Origin of the sequence: Rhizobium sp. Leaf262, from assembly GCF_001422245.1 — a bacterium.
Classification (GTDB): domain Bacteria; phylum Pseudomonadota; class Alphaproteobacteria; order Rhizobiales; family Rhizobiaceae; genus Agrobacterium.
Genome location: NZ_LMMM01000006.1, coordinates 19,117 through 41,820 on the forward strand (window position 1 = coordinate 19,117; position 22,704 = coordinate 41,820).

The 22,704-nt window shown below is 57.8% G+C and carries 21 protein-coding genes and 1 pseudogene; 7 read left to right on the forward strand and 15 right to left on the reverse strand.

The features are described 5' to 3' along the window. Positions 1-57 precede the first annotated feature (57 nt). From ASF29_RS08095 to ASF29_RS08105, 3 genes are read left to right on the forward strand one after another with little or no spacing between them, the layout of a single operon-like run. Positions 58-729 carry an amino acid ABC transporter permease gene (locus ASF29_RS08095; protein WP_062450185.1) on the forward strand — a complete coding sequence of 224 codons (672 nt, stop codon included), beginning with the start codon at positions 58-60 and terminating at the stop codon, positions 727-729. Further along, positions 729-1,478, forward strand: coding sequence for an amino acid ABC transporter ATP-binding protein (locus ASF29_RS08100; protein ID WP_062450186.1), 750 nt, complete (start codon positions 729-731; stop codon positions 1,476-1,478). Before ASF29_RS08095 ends, ASF29_RS08100 begins: the two co-directional genes overlap by 1 nt. A gap of 28 nt (positions 1,479-1,506) precedes the next feature. After that, positions 1,507-2,772, forward strand: coding sequence for a cysteine desulfurase-like protein (locus ASF29_RS08105; protein WP_062450187.1), 1,266 nt, complete (start codon positions 1,507-1,509; stop codon positions 2,770-2,772). 223 nt (positions 2,773-2,995) lie between these two features. On the opposite strand, the gene ASF29_RS08110 is transcribed toward ASF29_RS08105, so the two are convergent. Both ASF29_RS08110 and ASF29_RS08115 read right to left on the reverse strand, forming a co-directional pair. Next, positions 2,996-3,988, reverse strand: a complete 993-nt coding sequence (locus ASF29_RS08110) for a type VI immunity family protein (RefSeq protein WP_082453422.1) — start codon at positions 3,986-3,988, stop codon at positions 2,996-2,998. 111 nt (positions 3,989-4,099) lie between these two features. Next, positions 4,100-4,321, reverse strand: coding sequence for a hypothetical protein (locus tag ASF29_RS08115; protein WP_156462574.1), 222 nt, complete (start codon positions 4,319-4,321; stop codon positions 4,100-4,102). Between ASF29_RS08115 and ASF29_RS24875 the strand changes: the two are divergent. Continuing rightward, positions 4,269-4,420, forward strand: a pseudogene (locus tag ASF29_RS24875) (sugar ABC transporter permease); the annotation flags it as partial. The gene ASF29_RS08115 and the pseudogene ASF29_RS24875 overlap by 53 nt on opposite strands. A gap of 68 nt (positions 4,421-4,488) precedes the next feature. Here the strand turns inward: ASF29_RS24875 and ASF29_RS08120 are convergent. Further along, on the reverse strand, positions 4,489-5,814 hold the full coding sequence (locus ASF29_RS08120) for an FAD-binding oxidoreductase (RefSeq protein ID WP_062450189.1): 1,326 nt from the start codon (positions 5,812-5,814) through the stop codon (positions 4,489-4,491). A gap of 227 nt (positions 5,815-6,041) precedes the next feature. Here ASF29_RS08120 and ASF29_RS08125 point away from each other — a divergent pair, with 227 nt between their 5' ends. Next, positions 6,042-6,518: an Lrp/AsnC family transcriptional regulator gene (locus ASF29_RS08125; protein WP_062450190.1), complete on the forward strand. Its 477-nt coding sequence runs from the start codon at positions 6,042-6,044 to the stop codon at positions 6,516-6,518. Between the two features lie 12 nt (positions 6,519-6,530). On the opposite strand, the gene ASF29_RS08130 is transcribed toward ASF29_RS08125, so the two are convergent. The 7 genes from ASF29_RS08130 to ASF29_RS08160 form a co-directional block, all read right to left on the reverse strand. Then, positions 6,531-8,195, reverse strand: coding sequence for an ABC transporter ATP-binding protein (locus ASF29_RS08130; RefSeq protein WP_062450191.1), 1,665 nt, complete (start codon positions 8,193-8,195; stop codon positions 6,531-6,533). Beyond that, positions 8,195-9,037 (reverse strand): ABC transporter permease, encoded by an 843-nt coding sequence (locus ASF29_RS08135; protein ID WP_062450192.1) that lies wholly within the window; start codon positions 9,035-9,037, stop codon positions 8,195-8,197. The genes ASF29_RS08130 and ASF29_RS08135 overlap by 1 nt, the downstream gene beginning before the upstream one ends. Positions 9,038-9,039: 2 nt before the next feature. Continuing rightward, a complete protein-coding gene (locus ASF29_RS08140) occupies positions 9,040-9,990 on the reverse strand; it encodes an ABC transporter permease (protein WP_062450193.1) in 951 nt (316 codons plus the stop codon). 129 nt (positions 9,991-10,119) lie between these two features. After that, positions 10,120-11,733: an ABC transporter substrate-binding protein gene (locus tag ASF29_RS08145; protein ID WP_062450320.1), complete on the reverse strand. Its 1,614-nt coding sequence runs from the start codon at positions 11,731-11,733 to the stop codon at positions 10,120-10,122. A 74-nt stretch (positions 11,734-11,807) separates the two neighbouring features. Further along, positions 11,808-12,524: an HAD-IA family hydrolase gene (locus ASF29_RS08150; RefSeq protein WP_062450321.1), complete on the reverse strand. Its 717-nt coding sequence runs from the start codon at positions 12,522-12,524 to the stop codon at positions 11,808-11,810. Between the two features lie 242 nt (positions 12,525-12,766). Then, positions 12,767-14,140, reverse strand: a complete 1,374-nt coding sequence (locus ASF29_RS08155) for an aspartate aminotransferase family protein (RefSeq protein ID WP_062450194.1) — start codon at positions 14,138-14,140, stop codon at positions 12,767-12,769. A 14-nt stretch (positions 14,141-14,154) separates the two neighbouring features. Then, on the reverse strand, positions 14,155-14,988 hold the full coding sequence (locus ASF29_RS08160; RefSeq protein ID WP_062450322.1) for a GNAT family N-acetyltransferase: 834 nt from the start codon (positions 14,986-14,988) through the stop codon (positions 14,155-14,157). 320 nt (positions 14,989-15,308) lie between these two features. Between ASF29_RS08160 and ASF29_RS08165 the strand changes: the two genes are divergently transcribed. Next, complete coding sequence (locus tag ASF29_RS08165) at positions 15,309-15,977, forward strand: haloacid dehalogenase type II (protein ID WP_062450195.1); 669 nt, start codon at positions 15,309-15,311, stop codon at positions 15,975-15,977. A 27-nt stretch (positions 15,978-16,004) separates the two neighbouring features. After that, positions 16,005-17,282, forward strand: coding sequence for an FAD-binding oxidoreductase (locus ASF29_RS08170; RefSeq protein ID WP_062450196.1), 1,278 nt, complete (start codon positions 16,005-16,007; stop codon positions 17,280-17,282). A gap of 34 nt (positions 17,283-17,316) precedes the next feature. Here ASF29_RS08170 and ASF29_RS08175 read toward each other — a convergent pair whose 3' ends face one another. The 5 genes from ASF29_RS08175 to ASF29_RS08195 are packed head-to-tail and all read right to left on the reverse strand — an operon-like array spanning position 17,317 to position 22,633. Continuing rightward, positions 17,317-18,774, reverse strand: coding sequence for an NAD-dependent succinate-semialdehyde dehydrogenase (locus ASF29_RS08175; RefSeq protein ID WP_062450197.1), 1,458 nt, complete (start codon positions 18,772-18,774; stop codon positions 17,317-17,319). A gap of 13 nt (positions 18,775-18,787) precedes the next feature. Further along, on the reverse strand, positions 18,788-19,834 hold the full coding sequence (locus ASF29_RS08180) for a tartrate dehydrogenase (protein WP_062450198.1): 1,047 nt from the start codon (positions 19,832-19,834) through the stop codon (positions 18,788-18,790). A 14-nt stretch (positions 19,835-19,848) separates the two neighbouring features. Continuing rightward, positions 19,849-21,312, reverse strand: coding sequence for an aldehyde dehydrogenase family protein (locus ASF29_RS08185; protein ID WP_062450199.1), 1,464 nt, complete (start codon positions 21,310-21,312; stop codon positions 19,849-19,851). A gap of 13 nt (positions 21,313-21,325) precedes the next feature. Beyond that, positions 21,326-21,688, reverse strand: coding sequence for a cupin domain-containing protein (locus ASF29_RS08190; RefSeq protein WP_062450200.1), 363 nt, complete (start codon positions 21,686-21,688; stop codon positions 21,326-21,328). A gap of 21 nt (positions 21,689-21,709) precedes the next feature. After that, positions 21,710-22,633: a glyoxylate/hydroxypyruvate reductase A gene (locus ASF29_RS08195; RefSeq protein ID WP_062450201.1), complete on the reverse strand. Its 924-nt coding sequence runs from the start codon at positions 22,631-22,633 to the stop codon at positions 21,710-21,712. Between the last annotated feature and the right edge of the window lie 71 nt (positions 22,634-22,704).

The following is a 22,704-nucleotide window of genomic DNA, read 5'->3' on the forward strand; positions in this document are numbered from 1 at the left end:
ACCGCATCTGGCGGGACCAATCGTGTCCCGCCAGACTGCCAAGGGAGCCACTCCGGCATGAACCTCATCAATACCTTCTTCAATGTTCCCGTGTTTCTCAACAGCCTGCCGCAGCTGTTATGGGGTCTGGTCGTCACCATCCAGATCGGCATCACCAGCATACTTTGCGGCCTGATTGGCGGTCTTTTTCTGGCGGTGGCACGCCTTTATGCCCCGGCTTTCTTCAAGCTGTTGATCCGTGGTTACATCGACATTTTCCGGTCGATCCCGCTGCTCGTGCTGTTGATCGTCGTCTACTACGCGCTGCCCTTCGTCGGCATCCGATTGTCGCCCTTTCTGTCTGCCGTTACCGCACTCTCGTTGGTCTCCGCCGCCTATACCGCCGAAATCTTTCGTGCGGGCATCGAAGCCGTGCCGCATGGGCAGTTCGAGGCATCCGCTGCGCTTGGTCTCTCCAACCGGAACACGATGGTCGATATCATCCTACCGCAGGCCATCCGCATCGTCATTCCGCCGCTCACCAACAATTGCATCAACGTCATGAAGGACACCGCTCTCGCTTCGGTCGTTGCCATGCCGGACCTGTTGAAACAGGCGACGCAAGCGCAGGCGCTGAACGCAAACCCCACGCCGCTAATCGGTGCTGCGCTCATCTATATCGCGCTGCTCTGGCCAATGGTTGCTGTCGTCGCACGCCTTGAAAAACACTTCAGTCGGGGGAAACGTTGATGGAAAAGACCGCATCCCCTCTGATTTCCATTCGTGGGCTGACCAAGGCCTATGGCACCTTCACCGTGCTGCATGCAATCGATCTCGATGTGGCCGAAGGTGAGGTCGTCTGCGTCATCGGTCCTTCCGGGTCGGGCAAATCGACGCTCATCCGCTGCATCAACCATCTGGAAGCCTTTTCGCCTGACAGTACCATAACCGTGGATGGCATTCGCGTTGCCCCCGGTCCGGCGCTTGCCAAGGTGCGCGCCGAAGTGGGCATGGTGTTTCAGTCGTTTAATCTGTTTCCGCACATGACCGTTCTCAGAAACGTGATGATTGCCCCAATGCGGGTGCGAAAGACGCCGGAAGCGGAAGCCGAACGTAAGGCGCGCGAGCTTCTGGCCCGTGTCGGCATTTCCGAGCAGGCGGAAAAATTTCCCGGCCAGCTCTCAGGCGGCCAGCAGCAGCGTGTGGCCATTGCCCGAGCGCTTGCCATGGAGCCGCGTGTTCTGCTGTTCGATGAGCCGACATCGGCGCTCGATCCTGAAATGGTCGGCGAAGTGCTAGATGTGATGCGCAAGCTGGCTGGCACCGGCGTGACCATGGTGATCGTCACGCACGAGATGGGCTTTGCCCGTCAGGTCGCGGACCGCGTCATCTTCATGGACGGCGGCAGATTGGTCGAATCCGGCACGCCTTCAGACATTTTCGACAATCCACAAGAGGCAAGGACACGCAGCTTCCTTCGCGCCGTCCTCAACCATTGAATAAAAGACCATTCGGGAGACACCAGGAATGACCACCCCTTCACCGCTTAACCTCGATTATGTGCGCAGCCAGTTCCCAGGCCTGTCCCGCGGCTGGACTTTCTTCGACAATGCTGGCGGCTCGCAAATTCTGAAAGGCGCGCTGGAGCGCATCAATACGTTTCTGATCGAAAAAAACGTGCAGATCGGCGGCTCCTACGCGGTTTCCCAAAGTGCAGCCAATGCGCTTTATGAGGCGCGCACTGCGGCCATGCATCTCGTCAACGCGTCGAGACCGGAAGAAATCGTTTTCGGTAACTCCACCACGGCCCTCTTGCAAAACCTTGCCCGCGCCATGCAGAGTCAATTGTCTGCGGGCGATGAAATCATTGTCACCGTCAGCGACCACGAATCCAACATCGGTCCTTGGGACCGTTTGCAGGATGCGGGCGTCACGCTCAAATTCTGGCCACTGAACAAGGAAACACTGACGCTCGATCTGGCCGATCTCGCACCACTGATGAGCGAACGCACCAAGATGGTCTGCGTCACCCATGTCTCCAACATTCTCGGCTCGATCAACCCTATCAGAGAGATCGCCGACTTCGTGCATGCGCGCGGCGCGAAGATTTGTGTCGATGCCGTAGCCTATGCCCCGCACCGCGCCGTCGATGTGCAGGCGTTTGACGTCGATTATTACGTCTTCAGCCTCTACAAGACCTATGGCCCGCATTATGCACTGATGTATGGCAAATACGATCTGTTGCTCGAGCTCGACACGCTCTACCATTATTTCTACGGCAAGGACAAAGTGCCGGGTAAGCTGGAGCCGGGCAACCCGAACTATGAGCTGGCCTATTCCACCTGCGGTATCGTCGATTATCTGACCGCACTCGGCGAGCAGGCGGGCGAGACGGGGACGGTTCGCCAGAAAATCGAGGCGGCCTTTGCAGCCATCACGGCACAGGAGAACCTCCTGACCGAACGCCTGCTAAGCTACCTGCGCTCCCGCAACGACTGCCGGATCGTTGGGCAGACCACCAACCATGATGAAACGCGCGTGCCGACGATTGCCTTCCGCTTCGATGGCCGTGAAGCTGGCGATCTCTGCAAGGCAATGGATGGCGAGAACATCGCCATGCGTTTCGGGGATTTCCATTCGAGACGGCTTGCCGAATATCTCGAACTCACCGACCATGGCGGCATGCTGCGGGTTTCCATGGTGCATTACAACACGCTGGAAGAGGTCGATCGCTTTACAGCTGCGCTTGACCGTATTCTGGCTGGCGATGCGGGATTTGCGAAAGCAAGCTGAGCCGTGAACGACAGGAAGGATGTTTTGCGTCCTGCTTTCCAACCAGCCCGGGTCAGCGCTCCTGACCGGATGGCGGAGCGGTGATCGATTGCGTCGAGAATGACAATGTCGGCCACCGCACCCACAGCCAATCTATAACTCGCTTTCACGATCTTTGCGGCATGCGCGCCGAGGATGGCCATCGTGGCAATGTGTTCGTTTAAATTCACGAGGCTGGCCGAGCTTAACGTTCACCATCGTCAAATCGACGTGTCCACCATCGCGTATACTCCATCTCGTCGATATCGTAGGGCGCTCGCAGATAGGGATAATCCCAGTTCTCGTAGCGCAAGGGTTTGAGGAAATCGTTGACCGCTCGGTACGCCGAGGGCACCCGCCCCTTATTCAAGTCACCGAGCATAGGCAGTTCCCCGGCTTGGAAAACCACGCCACCCTCGTAGGGATGGAGAACGACTTCGCTTCCGAGTGCTTCTTTCGCCTTCTCAAGGCCACCGACGCGCTTGAGCAGGTCATCGTTGACGGTGGTAAGCCAGTTCACGTCACGGATCACATCGGTGCGGTGTAATATTTCCAGCGTAAAATTGCTCCCATCTTCGTAGAGCAGGCCAGGAAACCGACGGAACAGAGGATATGCCTTTTCAGTCGCACCCGTGGCATAGGAATAGAAAAACAGCGACATGCCCGAAACAGCATAAAAAACCCGAAGATAACGGCAGGCGTCAACGAAGAGGCGGACGACGCCGGTTGAATTGCTTGATAATTCCGATAGGCGCGTCTGATACATCAGCCGCCCATTACCGCCGCGGTAGCCGATACCCGGAAGAAGGGCAGTGAAGTAGTCGCGAACCGGATCTGTCGAACGCAACGCCTGTTTTGGCATGTGCCTGATATAGAAGCTTGCGGTCTTCCTCTCGTCAAAATACTCATCTTGTGACAGACTTTGTGCAACCTCTTCCCGCGACGAGATCCGACGCACTCGCTCGTTAAAGGACAGCAAATTCGTGTTGCCTTTAGCGAGGTCGTAGTAACGTATGGTCAGGTCCAGCATCGCTTGGCGTGTACGCAGAGTTTCGCCATCACCAAAATACAATCCCGCCGTCAGCCCAAACAACCATTGGACCGCATTGCCGGGTGGCAGGCCAATTTCGTCAAGCTTCGCTAGTTCCCCACGGTCTTCAAAACTTGCCATGGCAGCGATCAGTTCGTGTAGATTCATGACATCATCCTACCAGCTTGGCACGGGCGGGCGACGCCCGCCCGGAATCCGAGGCCCGGGCAAGGGAAGCCAGATCGACGGAGCATTCTAAAGCCACTTTTTCAGCTGGTGCTATCGCTCTTCTGCTTCCAGTTGACGCTCCTGCTCACGCTGCCTTACCGAAACTTCGCAATTGTCGCATTCATCCAGAACCACGAATTCCTTGTAGCGAGCTCTATGCCGCCGTGCGATAGCGCGATTGGCATCATCCTTTGCGGTTTCATTCGGAAACTTGTTACCGGCATTGTTTTCCGTTGCACTTGTCGATCTCTGGAAAGCGGGCGGTCTGGCCACGCTGATTTCCATCGCTGGCTTTGCTGCCATCAACCTTGGGCTATGAGGAAGCGCTCGCGCATCGATAGTGCCACCCGCTGGCAGCAGTTCTGGCGGGTCGCATAATTCCTTATTCCGTTCGCGCTTCGCTCCCGGTTTTTGCACTTCTCTCGCTTCGACCCCAAGGATCAGAAATCTGCGACCTTGCCCCAGACCGATGTGTTCAGACGGGCGGGACGATAGGAAACGGGGTCGACAATTGGCGTTGCCCCGGCCACGATATCGGCGACCAGATGTCCCGCACCGGGGCCAATACCAAAGCCGTGGCCGCTGAAACCGGCGGCCAAGACAAGTCCGGGAACAGTATCGATCTCGCCAATCGCCGGCACGCCGTCTGGCGTGCTGTCGATGAAACCGGCCCAGGCGTTGGCGATGGTCGTCTTGCGTAGCTCGGGCAGCAAATCCTTTGCCCGGCGAAAGGTTTCGTTGATCTGGGTCTGATCTATCTTGGGTTCAAGGATACGGTTTTTCTCCATGGGAGTGATCTCGTGCATGGACCATTTCTTCAGCGTCTCATGGCCAGCCTTCCAGCCCTCCAACCCGCCGAGTGCCAGGCTTTTGCGACGTTTTAGAAACATCGGTACGAATTCGCGGGAAAAGCGGAGCTGTTGCGGTGTGGGATCGACACGCGCCCTGCCGCTGATTGCCAGCGTGTAACCATCATCGCTGCGCCTGGTGATGGACACATCTGCCGTGTGTAAGGCATCCGGCAGGCCTCGCGCACCTGGGGTCACAGATAAGATAGATGAACGAACGGCTGCCTGTGGAAAGCGGACGCCAAGCTGGTGACAGAAGGACGATGCCCATGCGCCGCCCGCAAACACCACTGTTTTGGTCGCGATCGTTCCGTTTTCAGTGACAACACCGCACACTTTTCCCGCCTGCAATTCCAGACCGCGGGCAGCGCACATCTGGTGTACCGTTCCGCCAAGCTTCATCACCGCACGCGCAACAACGGGTGCGGCTCGCGATGGATCGGCGATGCCGTCTGTCGGCGAAAACACGCCGCCCTTCCAATCCCTATTGGTGGCTCTGCCCCGCTCTTTTGCCTCGTCTGCGCTCAGCATATGGGTGGTAACGCCAACCGTGCGGGCAAAATCGCGCCAGCGTGCCCAGCCTTCAAGTTCGGCTTCGTTGTTACTGAGATAGAGAAGTCCACAACGACGAAATCCGGTCTCTTCGCCCGTTTCCTGCGCGAAACGCTCCCACAGCGCCAAGCTGTGCGTCGACATGGGAAGCTCTCGGGCATCCCGGTTCTGCTGTCGGCACCAGCCCCAATTTCGACTGCTCTGTTCAGCCCCTATCAGACCCTTTTCAACCAGCGCAACCCTCAACCCGCGCTGAGCCATGTAGTAGGCAGAAAAAACGCCCGCCACACCTCCTCCGATGACGACGACATCGGCTTCCCTCGGCAATTGCGATGTACTTTCGATGCGATAAAGCGGTGCGGGCATTGCGTTCTCCTATGGACGCTTCATACTAGCGGAAAGGCTGTTTCGCACCTGCCGCAAGATGAGGCCTCTACAGAATTTTATTCTGCAGCGCGTCGCTCCTCCGCATCTATCTGCTAAATTTGCATCTGAAGCCCTTGTAACGTCGGGGTAACGGCAGTTTCGCTTGCGCTGGTCAGTGTGCCGCATATTATGCTGCGGGACGATGACCCAACAGGATGTGTGGCGCCATGAAGCTTGACCGGATCGATATCAAGATTCTCCACGAACTTCAAAAAAACGGCCGCATCACAAATGTGGAATTGGCGGACCTCGTCAATCTATCTCCCAGCCCGTGCCTGATGCGCGTCAAGAAATTGCAGTCGGAAGGGTTCATCACAAGCTACTCAGCGCAGATCAATATCGGCAAGCTTGGCCAGACGCTGACCGTCTTTACCGAAGTGACCCTGAAAAACCATCGGCAGATTGATTTTGCCCGGTTTCTCGCAGCTGTCGAAAAGCTGGATTCCGTGATCGAGTGCCATCTGGTGTCCGGTGGCTACGATTATCTGCTCAAATTCGTCACGGGAAGCATCGGTGAGTATCAGACGATCATGGAGCGTTTGATCGACATGGATATTGGTATCGACAAATATTTCAGCTTCGTCGTGCTGAAATCCCCCATCGTCAAGCCACACATGCCGCTGACCAGCCTGTTCCCGATGTAGCGCGTTCTGCGCTCAACGTTTGGAGAACGCGCGCACCAGCTCCGGGTCGCGCTCCAACCCATCCAACCATCCGGTGTCAAGTTTGGGAACGGATGAAAACAGAAGTTTCGAATAGGGGTGAGCATTGGCGTTGCCAATGGCCGAGGGCGGCATCTGCTCGACCTTTTCGCCTGCATACATGACGGCGATCTCATCGCAAATTGCCTGAACCACAGACAAATCATGGCTGATGAAGATGTAGGAAAGTTTCAACTCTCGCTGCAATTCCTTCAGCAGATCGATGATGGCAGCGGCCACGACCGTATCGAGTGCAGATGTTATCTCATCGCAGAGAATGATTTTTGGATCGGCCGCAAGCGCGCGGGCCAGATTGACGCGTTGCTTCTGCCCGCCCGACAACTCTGCGGGACGTCGGAACTTCATCGCGCGAGGCAGTTGTACCATGTCGAGCAGTTGGTCGACCCGCGCTTCGCGTCCGCGCCGGTCCATGCCGTAATAGAAAGCAAGCGGACGCTCGAGAATATCGGATATAGACTTTGACGGGTTGAGCGCGGTGTCGGCAAACTGGAAAACGATCTGCAATTTGCGAAGTTCTTCGCGTTGTCGATCCCGTGCATTCGGGGCCAGTTCGCGGCCATCAAAAATCACGTGGCCTGAAACCGGCGGCAGGATGCCTGCGATGGCGCGGGCAAGGGTAGACTTTCCGCAACCGGACTCGCCGATTATTCCGAGATTACGGCCTTCTTCCAGGGATATATCGACCGATTTCAGGGCGACAGCCAGTAGCAGTCCGTTTGGTTGGATGGGGCCGTAACCTGCGACGATACCTTTGGCCTCCAGCAAGGGCGTTTGGGCCGCTGCCGTATCTGCATCGACGGCACTGGCGTGAATGCGGGGTTTGAAGGCTGCGAGTAGTTCTTGTGTGTAGGGGTGCTTCGGCTGGTTGAGAATTTGGTTCGTGGTGCCGATTTCCTGGACTTCGCCACCTTTCAAAACAACGATACGGTCTGCGATTTGAGCGACGACCGCGAGATCATGCGAGACGTAAACGCCAGCCAGATTGCCTTCCTTCATGACGGACTTGAAGGCGCGCAGCACTTCGATCTGAGTTGTGACGTCAAGTGCGGTCGTCGGCTCATCGAAAATCACCAGCCGCGGATTGCCGATCAGCGCCATAGCAGCCGAGAGCCGCTGCAATTGCCCGCCGGAGACCTGGTGCGGATAACGCTCGCCAATCGTTTCGGCATTGGGCAAGGCCAGCGCACGAAACAGCTCGACCGCCTTCTTTTTTGCCTCTGAATCGTTCATCAGTCCGTGAATGCGCACGACTTCGATGACCTGATCCATAATCCGCTGGGCTGGGTTGAAGGCGGCGGCGGCACTTTGCGGAACATAGGCGACATCGGTGCCACGCAGTTTCGACAAGGCTTTTTGCGATGTTGCTGCCATATCCGTTGCGCCTAGCCGGACAGAGCCACCGACGATTTTACAGCCCGGGCGCGTGTGCCCCATCATCGTCAGCGCGATCGTGGTCTTGCCGGAACCGCTCTCGCCGATGAGTGCTACGATTTCGCCCTCGGCAATGTCGAAACTCACACCGCGAATGATTTCCACGATGCGGCCCGTATCGGTTTTGGCCTCGACCTTCAGGTCACGGACTTCAATGAGGTTGGCCATCACGCACTCCGGTCTCGAATTTTCTGCGGCAGATTGTCGATCAGCATGTTGACGCTGATGGTGAGGGTGGCGATGGCGACTGAGGGGAACATCACCGCCGGTGAGCCGAAGGACAGGCCGCCAATGTTTTCCCGCACCAGCGCGCCCCAGTCCGCATTGGGCGGTTGCACGCCAAGGCCAAGGAACGAAAGACCCGACAGAAGCAGCACGATAAACACGAAGCGCAAACCGAAATCGGCCAACACCGGGCCCAATATGTTGGGCAGGATTTCAGCACGGATGATGTAAAACACACCTTCGCCCCGCGCCCGCGCGACGGTGACGAAATCCATTGTGTTGATATTGACAGCAAGAGCGCGAGCGAAACGATAAGAGCCCGGCATGTAGATGATCGCCATCGTCATGATGAGGATTGGGATGGATGGTCCGAGTGCCGCGACGATGACGAGACCGAACAGCTTGCTGGGAATGGAAATCAGCGCATCGAGGAAGCGCGATAGGCACTGGTCGAACCATCCACCCGCAACCGCCGCGCACATGCCGAGCGTCACACCGGCAAAGCAGGCGATGGCCACGGAAGCGAGCGAAATTCCAACCGTGTAACGCGCGCCCATCAGGATACGCGAGAAGACATCCCGGCCGAGATAGTCCGTACCCATGATGAACTTTTCAGACATCGGGCCGAAATAATCGAAATCAACGATATCACCGACTGGATAGGGAATGAGCAGTGGCGCGAAGATTGCAATCAGCGCCCAGAGAAGAATAACCGTCAGTGCTGCGATGCCGATGGCATTGAAACGATAACCGAAGCGTCTGGGAGAAAGAGCGATACGGGCCATGATCAACGAAGCCTCGGATTGGCGACGATGGCAATGATATCGGCAATGGTGATCAATACGAGATAACCGACGCAGAAAACCATCGAGCATGTCTGGATGAGGGGCAGGTCGCGGGTAGAAACGGCGTCCACCATCAATTTGGCAATGCCGGGATAGTTGAAGATGGTCTCGACAATGATGACGCCGCCGAGCAGGTAGGACACAGAGAGCGCGACAGCATTGACTATAGGGCCAAGTGCGTTGGGCAATGCGTGCCGCAGCACCATGCGCGAACGCGAAGCGCCTTTCAGCAGTGCCATTTCCACATAGGGCGTATCGAGCGTTTCAATCACGGCGGCGCGTGTCATGCGGATCATCTGCGCTGAGATGACAAAGCTCAAAGTGATCACCGGCATCGCAAAGACCCTTAGCAACTCTCCAAGGGAATGGACCTCGTTGGCAAAGGCAAGGGCGGGTAGCCACTTCAGGTAGACCGCAAAGATCAGCACGGCAGAGGTGGCGACCATGAATTCGGGCACCGAAATCACGGCGATGGTGACGGTCGTTACGATGCGGTCATAGACGGTACCGCGCATGATAGCGGCGGTGATGCCCAGCGTCAGCGCAATGGGGATGGAAAACAGCGCGGTGACGGTGGCCAGTTTCAAGGTGTTTGCCAGACGCCCACCGATGAGATCGGCAATGGCCATGTTGTTCGCATAGGACTTGCCGAGATCACCCATGGCAAGACCGCCCAGCCAGCGCAGGAACCGCAGGATAGCAGGGTCATCCAGATGCATGGCCGTGCGAAGACCAGCGACAGCCTCGGGCGTTGCGGATTGCCCCAGCAATATCTGCGCGACATCGCCAGGCAACATCTCGGTTGCGAAAAACACCGTAAAGGAGACGATCAACAATGTGATAATTGCGATGAAAAGCCGATTCACCACAAGTGCAAGGACATGTTTGTTCATGCGCCCTCTCTTTCGGACAGGATCACTGCTCCCACACATCGCATTGTCCAGCCAAAGGCCGTGGATAGCAATGCGTGGGAGAAACGGGACATCTGCCCACCGCACTCTGCGGCAGGCAACGCGCCCGGATCAGGCCTCCAGCCAGACATGTTCCGCAAAGGCATAACCCATCATGCCGCCAAGCGGGCTGGGTTTGAGGCCTTTAAGCTTGGACGATATGCCGTCGACATTGGAAATATAGACCGGGATGATCGTGCCTGCTTCTTCCGCGATCATCACCTGCATGTCGTTGTAGATCGCCTTGCGCTTTTCGATGTCGAGCAAGCCGCGCGCTTCGACCAGCATCTTGTCGAACTTCTCCGACTTGTACTGGCTTTCGTTCCATGGCGCGTTGGAGGCGTAGAGGAGGGAGAAAAGAATATCCGGTGTGGGGCGCGGGTTGATATTGCCAAAATGCATGGGCGCTTTCAGCCAGTAATTCGACCAGTAGCCATCAGAAGGAACGCGCTGGACATCGAATTTCATGCCAAGCTGTGCACCTGCCGCCTGAACCACCATGGCCATGTCGATGGAGGATGCTGCGGCCTCCGAAGCGACGATCGGAATTGACTGACCCATAAGGCCGGACTTCTCGAAATGGAACTTAGCCTTGTCAGGATCGAAGGCTTTCGGCTTCAAATCCTTGTTGTGATACATATTGGCGGGCGAAACCGGCTGGTCGTTGCCGATCTCGGCCAAGCCACGCAGCACGGACTTCTGGATCTGTTCGCGGTTGACCAGATATTTCATGCCCTGCACGAAATCGGCCTTGTTGCCTGGTGCCATATCGAGACGCATGTTCAGATTGGTGTAGTTGCCGGACGTCGTCTTGGAAATGACGACGTTCGACTGACCTTCCATCAGACGAATGGCACGGGGGTTGACGGCTGCCGCGAGCTGGATGTCGCCTGACAGAAGGGCGTTGACGCGAGCCGTGTCATCAGAGATCGCGAAGAACTCGAAGGAATCGAGATATGGTCCCTCGGATTTCCAGTAGTTTTTGTTCTTCGTGGCTACGGAGCGGACGCCGGGTTCGAACACTTCGCAGACGAACGCGCCGGTGCCGTTGGCCTTCGCGAAATCCGTGGTGCCGTCGGCTACGATCATGAAGTGATGCAGCGCAAGGATCGTTGGCAAATCGGCGTTGGGATTTTCAAGCGTGATTTCGACGGTCAGATCATCGACGGCCTTGAAGCCGGTCATCTGCTTGGCAATGGAGTTGACCTTGGAGCCGACGGCAGGGTCAAGGTGGCGCTTGAGAGAATAGACGACGTCTGCCGAGGTCAGCGACTTACCGTTGTGGAAGGACACGCCCTTGCGCAGTTTGACGGTCCAGACCTTGGCGTCCTTGCTGTCGATGCTTTCGGCCAGTTCCATCTGCGTCATACCGGCCTGATCGATAGTCGACAGGCGGTTGTAGAAGGCGCAGCAGCGAACGTAGTCGGTGGAAAGCGATGCCTTGGCCGGATCGAGCGTGTCTGCGGTTGACGACGACCAGCCAGCCGCCTTCAGCGCGCCGCCGGAAACAGGAGCAGCAGCCAAGGCCTGTCCCGCGCGTCCGAGAATGGCGGAGCCAGCGGTCATGGCAACGCCACCCGCCATCAGCATCTTGAGAAGATCGCGACGGCTCGCGCCACGGCGAATGGCATTTTCAACCATCGCATCGTCAGCGGAAGTCCAGTTGATGAGTGTTTTATCGGTCATGTTCATTCCCCTTTTGTTAAATTCATGCGGGTCGAACGGCTTATGCGCGCCGCTTTTACCCATGGAGGGCAGTGTCAGGCGTTGGCTTTCTCCTCGACGGCATCGGCGAGTGCTGCCATGGAGGTGAAATGGAAATCCGGTTTGGTAAAGTTTTCCGGCTCGATGGTTCCGCCGTAGCCCTTCTGCGCGTGGCGTCTTTCGATCCAGCAATTCGTCATGCCCAGCTTTCGGGAAATCCCGATGTCGTGGTACTGGCTCTGGGCAACGTGCAGAATATCGTCCTTGCTGTGGCCTTCGGATTGAACGAACTCAAAGACATAGTCGAAAAAGGCAGGGTCGGGCTTTTCCGTGCCGGTGTCGTCAGCCGTGAAGCCCTGGTAGAACGGATTTCCGAGCTCTTCAGAAAAACATTCGAAAGCCCAGCGCTGGGCATTCGTCATGGCAATCAGCTTGTAGCGCTTGGCAAGTCGCGCGAGTGCGTGAGCGCTATCGGGAAAAGCCTTCCAGCTTTTTGCGGAATCGCGAAGCCGTTCACCCAGAGCGCGCTCGGCAGGCAGACCAAGGTCGGGCGCGATCACCAGGTAAACCCGAACGAGATCAACCGGGAACAGGCCGACATCCGGTAGGTACCGGGCTTTGCGGTAGAGCGTCAGAGCAGTCTCGGTATCAACAGTGACGCCGTGTTCTTCACCAATCTGCTTCAGGCATGTCGTTAGGCCGCTTTCAAAATCGATCAGCGTTCCGACCACGTCGAAGCTCAGATATTTGAAGTCTGCTAAACTCTTCGGCAATGTCATGCTCCTGTTTTGCAAGCGGATCGCGGATGGGTCTTGATATCGTCGCAGAATTCTATGCTGTCAGTTTGGATCCGTAATCGCTCTGTTCCCGGCTTGGGCGGTGGCTTTTTGCGCTATTCCCGCCTTCTTTCCGTTTATCATCGCAACAATTGATCGCGGGATTCGCTGAAAGACCGGACCCCTGCGGCACAATATTCTGAATATGCCGTCAAAGCGGTATTTCCAGCGCAGCCCCATCAAGCCATGGCGGCGCGCACATCCGGGTCTTCCAGCGTCTGATCCAGCGTCATGCGCGTACGCTCTATGATGGCGTCGATCTCGCTTTCTGTGCAGCACAGTGGCGGCGCGTAGCCAAGAACACCGTTTCCGAAGGCGCGAATGACGAGGCCATTGTCCCAGGCGCGGTCGAAAATGCGGCGCGATGGGTCGGCAGCAGCGGGCAAAGGCGTCTTCTTCTGCTTGTCCGTCACCAGCTCGATGGCCGCCAGCATGCCGCGACCGCGCACATCGCCGACCAATGGATGGTCCGCAAGGCTATGAAGTCCGGCCATCAACCGCGCACCCGCCTTGACGCCGTTTTCAAATAGCCCGTTTTCATACAGTCTGAGCACCTCCAACCCCACAGCAGCACTGACGGGATGGGCCGAATAGGTGTAGCCGTGGCCGATAGCAGCAGCACCGGCACCATCGGCAATGACATTATACACCCTGTCGGACATGAACACAGCACCCATCGGCACGTAACCGGAGGTCAGGCCTTTGGCCGTGGTCATGAAATCCGGTATCACATCATCTTCCGAACAGGCAAACAGCGGGCCGGTTCGGCCAAAGCCGGTGATGACCTCATCGGCAACCAACAGCACATCATACTCTTTGCAGACCTCGTGCATGGCCTTCAGCCAGCCCTGCGGTGGCACCAGCACGCCGCCCGAGCCTTGAATCGGCTCGACATAGAATGCGGCGACACGCTCAGCCCCAATCTCTTCGATCTTTGCCCGTAACGCTGCAATGGAAGAGGCGATAATGGCCTGCGGGTCAGTGCCGACGGGGTTGCGATAGGCATAGTGCGACGGAATTTTGTGCTGCCAATCGAACGGCAGGCCAAAGCCCGCATGAAATATCGGAAGCGCCGTCAGGCCAGCACCGACCGTGCTGGAACCGTGATAGCCCTGCTCCAGCGAGATGAACTGGTCCTTCTGCGGTGTTCCGAGAGAGTGGTAGTAATAGCGGATGAAGCGCACGGTGCTATCGACGGCATCAGAACCGCCCAGCGTGAAATAGATGTGGTTGAGATCGCCCGGCGAACGATCGGCCAGTTCCGATGCCAGACGGATCGCGGCTTCCGAACCGAGGCTGAAATAGCCCGTCGCATAGGGCAGCTCGCGCATCTGTTTTGCGGCGGCTTCAACGATGCTTTCATGGCCGTAGCCAGCATTCACGCACCACAGACCGGCGAAGCCGTCGATCATCTGATGGCCGCTCATGTCGGTCACGGTGGCCCCTTTGGCGGATTTCAGCACCCGGACGCCGAGCTTTTCATGGCCTCTGTAGGAGGCAACGGGGTGGACCAGATGGGCGCGGTCGAGTTCGATAAGGGAATTGCTGAGCATAACGATCTCCGTGATCAACCGAGGGCCTGACTGGCCAATGCAAATGTTTGAAACTTGGTGTTTTCGCGCGGCTTAGCATCCCGCACCATGGCAATACCGCCGCCGACATGGGACAGACCAAGGCCCGTCAACCACGGCGCAAGGCCGGTTTGTTCGCTTGTATCGACACGGAGAAAACGCCCGTCCTTTCCGGCAAACAGAAAGGAAAGCAGCATTTTCGCATCGTCAGCATTTTCTGCCACGACAGGCCCGGCGACCTCACCCCGCCCGAAGTGGCGAATAGCACCGAAGCCGAAAATTCGGCCATCACGACGAATGACGGCAAGACGGCCATGTTCGGCAAGGTAGCCAAGCAGATTGCGGCGATCCATGCCGCAGGCCGCGCGATCAAGGCTCAGGCATTCCGTCATATCCTGCGTGCCAGCCCACTCCACACCTTCACCTGGCTGAATGGAGGAGACCTGTCCCTGATGCTGGACGATGCGGTGGGTCTCGCGAAAACCAAGCTTTTCATAGAGCGGCAATCCGTCCTGCGTGGCAACTAGCCTGCATTCGCGCCCACTTGCTGCGTTCAGCGCAAAATCCATCAGGCGCTTGCCGATGCCAAGCCCACGCATGGTTTCATCGACAATGACCATGTTGATGGTCGCGACATCATCGCCATAGAGCGTGGCCATGGCTGTTCCGAGAACACGGCCCTGGTGCACGGCAGCGACGCCTTTGCTGAGCGCAAGACCCATGGCCCAGTCTTCGATCCGGTGCGGCCATTGCGCTTGTTGCGAGAGCGCCAGTGCACCCTCCAGATGGTCGGGCGTGAATTCAACGAGATCGATCTGGTTCGCCAGCATGGCGTATTCCCTCGCGGCATGTTTGCTTTCTTCATTGATAGCCTTTGGTGCAAAGAAGATCGTCCTGACCTCAGCGTCGGTTCGATCAGTTTGCGCTGTCTGTGGCGGGGGCTGCCGCATCTTATGCTGCGGCGATGGCGGATGGTCCCGAGGATCGCCCTGGCAAGACGGGTTGGCGCAACTCTCTGCCAAAGCGCCGCATCTTTACGCAACAATCTGCTTCGCTTCAGGGTGATTGCGGTGACCGCAGCCGAATTCCGGCAACTATTATGATGTCATAAACAGCGCAGCCCTAAGGCCAATCCAGAGGACAGAACGACATGACCCAGTTTCGCCCAAAGTACATCACCTTCGATTGCTACGGTACGCTGACCAACTTCCAGATGGCGGAAGCGGCACAGGCGCTTTATGGCGACCGGCTGGATGCACAGCAGATGGCGCAGTTCATCAAGAACTTTGCGGCCTACCGGCTGGATGAAATTCTGGGAGACTGGAAGCCCTATAATGAAGTCGTTCACAACGCCGTGGAGCGCGCCTGCCGCAAGAATGGTGTGACGTTCAAGGATGAAGATGGCCGCTTCGTTTACGAGCAGGTGCCGAGCTGGGGTCCGCATGCGGATGTGCCTGCCGGTCTGTCCAAGGTCGCCAAGGAAATTCCGCTGGTCATTCTCTCCAACGCCATGAACGAGCAGATCATGCACAATGTGGAAAAGCTGGGCGCACCTTTCCATGCGGTTTACACAGCGCAGCAGGCCAATGCCTATAAGCCGCGCTTCAAGGCGTTCGAATATATGTTCGACATGCTGGGCTGCAACCCGGAAGACATTCTCCACGTCTCCTCATCGTTCCGCTACGATCTGATGTCTGCGCATGATCTGGGCATCAAGAACAAGGTCTGGGTTAACAGAGGCCATGAACCGGCCAATCCCTATTACGGCTATACGGAAATCAAGGATATCTCCGGTCTCGCTGGCGTCGTCGGGCTTTAACGCAGTAAACAAAGGGGAATGAGGACGATGCAGTTCAAATCCTACTGGCACGACACGGCCCCCGTCTTTACCTCTGCGGCAACGGGACAGGTGGAAGGTACTTTCGATGTCGCCATTATCGGCGGCGGCTTTACCGGCCTGTCCGCAGCGCGCAGTCTGGCCAAGGGCGGCGCGAAAGTGGTGGTGCTGGAGGCGCAGCATGTCGGCTTTGGCGGCTCCGGCCGCAATGGCGGGCATCTGAACAACGGCATCGCCCACAGCTTCATCTCGGCGAAGGACCATTTGGGCGTGGAGCGTGCCAGCGCGCTCTACCGCGCCTATGACGCGTCAGTCGATACGATCGAGGCCATTGTCGCTGAAGAGGGCATCGATTGCAGCTTTCGCCGTGCCGGCAAGCTGAAACTGGCATCGAAGCCCGCCCACATGGATGCGATTGCGAAGAATTTCGAGGTCGTCCATCGCGAGATTGATCCCGATACCGCGCTTCTTTCCAAGGCTGATCTCAAGACGGAAATCGGTTCGGATGATTTCCATGGCGCGATGCTGTCGAAGAAAAGCGGCATGATGCATATGGGCCGTTTCGTGCATGGCATCGCGCAAGCCTGCGTGCGTCACGGCGTAACCATTTTCGAAAAGGCTCCGGTCACGGATCGCAGCGAACAGGGTGACATTCATCGGCTGACGACGCCGCGCGGCTTTGTCGAGGCGCGCAATGTCGTCGTGGCCACCAATGCCTACACGTCTGGCCCGTTCGATTATTTCAAACGCCGCATCATTCCGGTCGGCAGCTTTATCGTGGCGACACGACCGCTCAGCGATTCCGAAGTCGCTTCCGTCATGCCCGGCAACCGCACCTGCGTCACCTCCATGAATATCGGCAATTACTTCCGGCTCTCGCCGGATAACCGGCTGATCTTTGGCGGGCGAGCTCGTTTTTCCGCAACATCGGATGCGCGGTCGGATGCCAAGAGCGGTGAAATTCTGAGGAGCGGCCTGGCCGAGATGTTCCCGCAGTTGCGTGGTGTCGATATCGACTATTGCTGGGGTGGTCTCGTGGGCATGACCAGCGACCGCTTCCCGCGCGCAGGCGAAGTCGAAGGCCTGAACTTTGCCATGGGCTATTCCGGCCACGGCGCACAGATGTCGATCCATATGGGAACGCTGATTGCCGATAAGCTGCTCGAGAAGCCGGATCGCAATCCGCTGAGAGGTCTGGATTGGAATGCCGTGCCTGGCTATTCCGGCAAGCCCTGGTTCCTGCCTGTGGTGGGGTTCTATTACAAGATGCTCGACAAGTTTCAGTAAAAGTAAAAGGCCCGCCGTAGCGGGCCTTTTCGTTTCAGTTCAGGCCGCCGATATGGAAGGCCTTGGTCTCCAGATATTCCTCGATACCGCATTGCGCTCCCTCACGGCCAAGGCCGGATTGCTTGACGCCGCCGAAGGGTGCGACTTCCATGGAAACGGAACCGGTGTTGAGCCCGACCATGCCGAACTCCAAGGCTTCCCCCACGCGCCAGGACCGCTTTAGGCTTTCCGTGTAGAAATAGGCCGCAAGGCCAAAGGGCGTGCCGTTGGCAATGGCAATCGCCTCTTCTTCCGTCTCGAAGCGGAAGAGCGGGGCGACAGGCCCGAAGGTTTCCTCGCCGGCCAACAGCATGTCCGTCGTGGCACCACCCAGCACGATGGGTGCCGTGAATTGATCGCCCGCAGGCAATGTCGGTCGCTTGGACAGGATTTCGGCACCCTTGGAGAGTGCGTCTTCGACATGGCGGTTGATCTTGTCGATGGCGGCTGCGTTGATCATTGGACCGATTGTGACGCCAGCTTCCGTGCCCGGTCCGACCGTCATGGCGGAAACCTTTGCCGATAGTTTGGCGGCAAAGGCATCGTAAACGCCGGACTGAACCAGAATGCGGTTGGAGCAGACGCAGGTCTGGCCGCCATTGCGGAATTTGGACGCAATCGCACCTTCGACGGCGAGATCAATGTCGGCATCGTCGAACACGATGAAGGGCGCATTGCCGCCAAGCTCGAGGCTCAGGCGCTTGATGCTGTCTGCGGCACCTCGCATCAGCAACGAGCCGACGCGCGTGGAGCCGGTAAAGGAAATCTTGCGCACCGTTTCGTTGGACAGCAACTCGTTGCCGATTTCCGTTGGCATGCCGGTGACAATGTTGATGACGCCTGCCGGAATGCCCGCCCGCTCTGCCAGCACCCCCAGAGCCAGCGCAGAATAGGGCGTGAATTCGGAGGGCTTGATGACGACGGTGCATCCGGCGGCAAGAGCTGGTGCCACCTTGCGGGTGATCATCGCATTGGGAAAGTTCCACGGCGTGATGATACCGCAGACACCCACCGCTTCCTTCAACACCACGATACGACGATCTGTGGTGGGGGATGGAATGGTGTGGCCGTTGATGCGGCGGGCTTCCTCGGCAAACCATTTGACGAAGGATGCGCCATAGCGGATTTCACCCTTGCCTTCGCTGAGTGGCTTTCCCTGTTCCATGGTCAGCAGCAGCCCGAGGTCGTCCTCGTGCTCGATCATCAGCGCGTACCACTTTTCCAGAAGGGCTGCGCGCTCGGCATGGGTTCTGGCCTTCCACGGTGTGAAGGCCTTGGCTGCCGCATCGATGGCCGCGCGGCTCTCATCGCCGCCCATATCCGGCACGGTACCCAGCACCTTTTGCGTGGCGGGATCGATGACATCGACTGTCTTGCCCGAGCCTGCATTCAGCCATTTACCGCCAATGAAACCTTGCTGCTGAAACAGGCCCTGATCTTTTAGAGCATTCATTCCATTTTCTCCTCTAAGCCAATGCACTCAGCACGGCGGCGGTAATCACGTCGGTTTTGTCCTTGCCAGGCACGGTTCCAACACCCTTGGCGGTGGCCGCCTCGATGGCCGAGATAATATCGGCGGCGGCTTGTTTTTCGCCGAGGTGATCGAGCATCATCGCGCCCGACCATATGGCTGCGATGGGATTGGCAATGCCGAGATGGGCGATATCGGGTGCCGAGCCATGCACGGGCTCGAACATCGAAGGCGCCGACCTGTCAGGGTTGATGTTGGCTGATGCTGCGAAGCCAAGCCCACCCTGAATGGCAGCACCCAGATCGGTCAGAATGTCGCCGAAGAGGTTGGAGGCCACGACGACATCCAGTGTTTCCGGTGCCATGACCATCCGCGCTGCCATGGCGTCGATATGGTAGTTGGTCACCTCCACGTCCGGATATTCGGTCGCAATTTTAGCCGTCATTTCATCCCAAAAGACCATAGAATATTTCTGGGCATTGGACTTGGTGATAGACGCCAGTTTCTTGCGACGGGAGCGTGCCTGCTCGAAGCCGAAGCGCAGGATGCGCTCCACGCCTGTGCGGGTAAAGATCGAGGTTTCGACGGCCACTTCATCCGGCGTGCCGACATGGACCCGGCCACCAGCACCGGAATATTCCCCCTCGGTATTCTCTCGGATGCACAGAATATCGAAAGCGTCCTTCTTCAATGGCCCTTCGACACCCGGCAACAGGCGATGGGGGCGGATGTTGGCATATTGCACGAAGGCCTTGCGGATTGGCAGCAACAACCCATGCAGCGAAACGGAATCCGGCACCTCAGCTGGCCAACCAACGGCACCCAATAGAATGGCATCGAAACCGCGCAGGGTTTCTATTCCATTGGCGGGCATCATCGCGCCGGTTTCCTTGTAGAAGGCGCAGGACCACGGAAATGTCGTCTCGCTCAGCGTAAAACTGCCCTGCTTTTTCGCCGCTGCCTGCAACACGGCCCAGGCGGCGTCGATGACGGCTGTGCCGATGCCGTCTCCGGGAATGAGTGCGATGGAATGGTTTTTCATATGCAATATCCGCCTTAGAGATCGATCAGAACGCTTTTGGACTTCCGGTTCGCCATATAGGCCTCGCGCCCCAAATCCTTGCCGATGCCGGAGCTTTTGTAGCCGCCGGTCGGCAGAATATGATCGCGAGAGCGGCCATAACGATTGACCCAGATCGTGCCCGCCTGCAACCGTCTCGTCACACGTATCGCCCGCGAAAGATCACACGTGAAGACGCCTGCTGCCAGACCGTATGTCGGATGGTCGGCCAGGGCGAGCGCCTCGTCCTCATCCTGAAACGTTTGCAGCGTCAGAACCGGTCCGAAGATTTCCTCCGTTACGGCAGGCGAATCCTGTGTAACGTTGCCCAGCAAAGTCGGGGCGTAGAAATAGCCGTCGCGATCCATGATCTGCCCACCCGTCAGGCACTCTGCACCCGCACCAATGGCGGCACGCACGATGGCGTCGATGCGTTCGATCTGTTTTTGCGAAATGATCGGGCTGTATTGGGTTTTCTCATCCCATGTCGGCCCGGTTTCGACACGGCGCATGATGGCGGTGATCGCAGCAATCAGTTCCTCCGCAATCTCCTTGGCGACGATGAGGCGCGAGCCTGCCACACAGGCCTGGCCCGCATTGGAGATGATGCTCTGCGCCACGGCCTTGGCGGTGCGCTCGATATCGGCATCTGCAAAGACCACTTGCGGGCTCTTGCCGCCAAGCTCCAGCGTCATCGGCTTGATGCCGGTTCGCGCGACATTCTGCATGATGGCGGCACCGGCGGCGGTGGAGCCGGTAAAGCTGACCTTGGAAATATCCGCATGACCGGTAATCGCATTGCCGGTGACCATACCATTGCCCAGAACGATATTGATGAGCCCGGCGGGAATGCCGGCCTCGACCGAAAGCTCGGCAATGCGCAATGTCGAAAACGGCGTCATTTCGGATGGTTTCAGCACCACGGCATTGCCTGCGGCAAGAGCCGGGCCGAGCTTCCAACCTGCCATCGACAGCGGAAAATTCCACGGCGTGATGGCACCGACGACACCATAAGGTTCGGTCATGACCATGCCAAGGCTGGCGTCGGAGGTGGGAACGAGATCGCTGCCTTCCTTGTCCGCAAATTCGGCAAAGAAGCGGATTTGTTCGGCGGTTACAGCGATATCGCCTGCCACCAGATGCCCAACGGGACGGGTGGAGGACACGGCCTCCAGCTTTGCGAGATATTCCGCGTCCTGTTCGATCAAATCCGCCCAGCGTTGCATGGCGCTGACACGGTCTCGCGGGCGCACGCCGCCCCAGTTGCTGGCTTTGAGTGCCGTTTTGGAGGTCTGAACGGCCTGATCCACAAGATCGGCGCTGGCGACCGGACAATCGCCAAATGCCATGCCATCCGAAGGTCGGCGCATGGCTATGCCCTCGCTGGCATTCACCTTCTCACCGCCAATGAAGTGGTAATGCGGCAGTGAAATCGTGTCTGGATCGAAGCTGAGCGTCATCGCCTTGTTGCCCTTACGCCGGGTCCGTCACGGTCACGTAAATCTTGCGAACCGTCTCGATGGTGCGCCAGATGCCAACGAAACCGGGCTTCATCATGAAGCTGTCGCCGGTGCGGTAAGTGACGGTTTCGCCATCTTTTTCTTCCAGCTCGATAACCCCGGAGATGATGTGGCAGAATTCGTAGGTCGTGCCTTTGATGGAGTGTGTTTCGCCGGGCGTGGCTTCCCAGATGCCGGTGTGAACGGTGCCATCGCGGCAATCGTCCAGCGCCCATGTCTTGAAGGATGGATTGCCGGAAATGAGCCGCTCCGGAGTCGGCAGCGCCTCTTTCGGCGTGGTCTGCGGGTTGGTGTCGATACGGGTGATGAGTGACATGGAATGTCCTTTCTGTGCTGTTCAGTAGCCGCGGCTGCGGTCGATGAGGCCGATGGGGTCGAGGCCGTTTGTGTGGCGGCGAATATTGTCGATAACGGCCATTGCTGCCGTTTCCGGCTGCGTGACGGAGGCGATGTGCGGAGTGATGATGACGCCGGGATGCTGCCACAGCGGATGGTCCGCAGGCAGCGGTTCCGGGTCGGTCACATCAAGCACAGCACCGGACAAATGACCGCTGTTGAGCGCATCTATCAAAGCGAATTGATCGAGTTGCTGCCCACGCCCGGCTTGGATAAGGGCCGCACCAGCGGGCAGCTTTGCGAAGAGCTCGGCATTCAGAAATCCGCGCGTTTCAGGCGTCAGCGGCAGCAGGCAGATGAGGATCTCCGTATGTGCCAGAAAGGCATCGAGCTGATCTGCGCCGTGGTGGCAGATGACGCCATCGATAGTATGTGCGCTGCGGCTCCAGCCAGAGAGCGGAAAGCCGAAGGGTTTCAGCCGCTCCAGCACCGCCTTGCCGAGATGGCCGAGACCCAGTACGCCAACGCGCCGCTCGTGCGCCTGTTTTACCGGCAATGCTTTCCATTCAGCTTTCGCCTGCTGTGCCAGATAATCTGGCAGGCGACGGTGTAGCGCCAGAACGCCGAGCGTCACATATTCCTGCATCATTCTGATGATGCCGTCTTCCACCATGCGCACCAGTTTGACATGGGCGGGCAGGGACGATGTATCGAACTGATCGATACCGGCACCGATGGAAAACAGGATTTCCATATTTTTATAGCGCGCAAGGTCGGCGGGGGCCGTCCAGGTGATGAGATAGCGCACGTTTTCAGGATCGACGGATGCCGGATCGGAGGAAAACGGCACATCTGGCAGCTCCTGCGCAAAGTGCTCGGCGAAGATTTTCGCGCGCGCTGCGTCGGAATTGAACAGAAATGTCATGCGCCAGCCCTCGTCTTTCAGTCACGCAAAGTTGGCGTATTTCAAACGGCAGGATGCACTGAAGCAGCGAT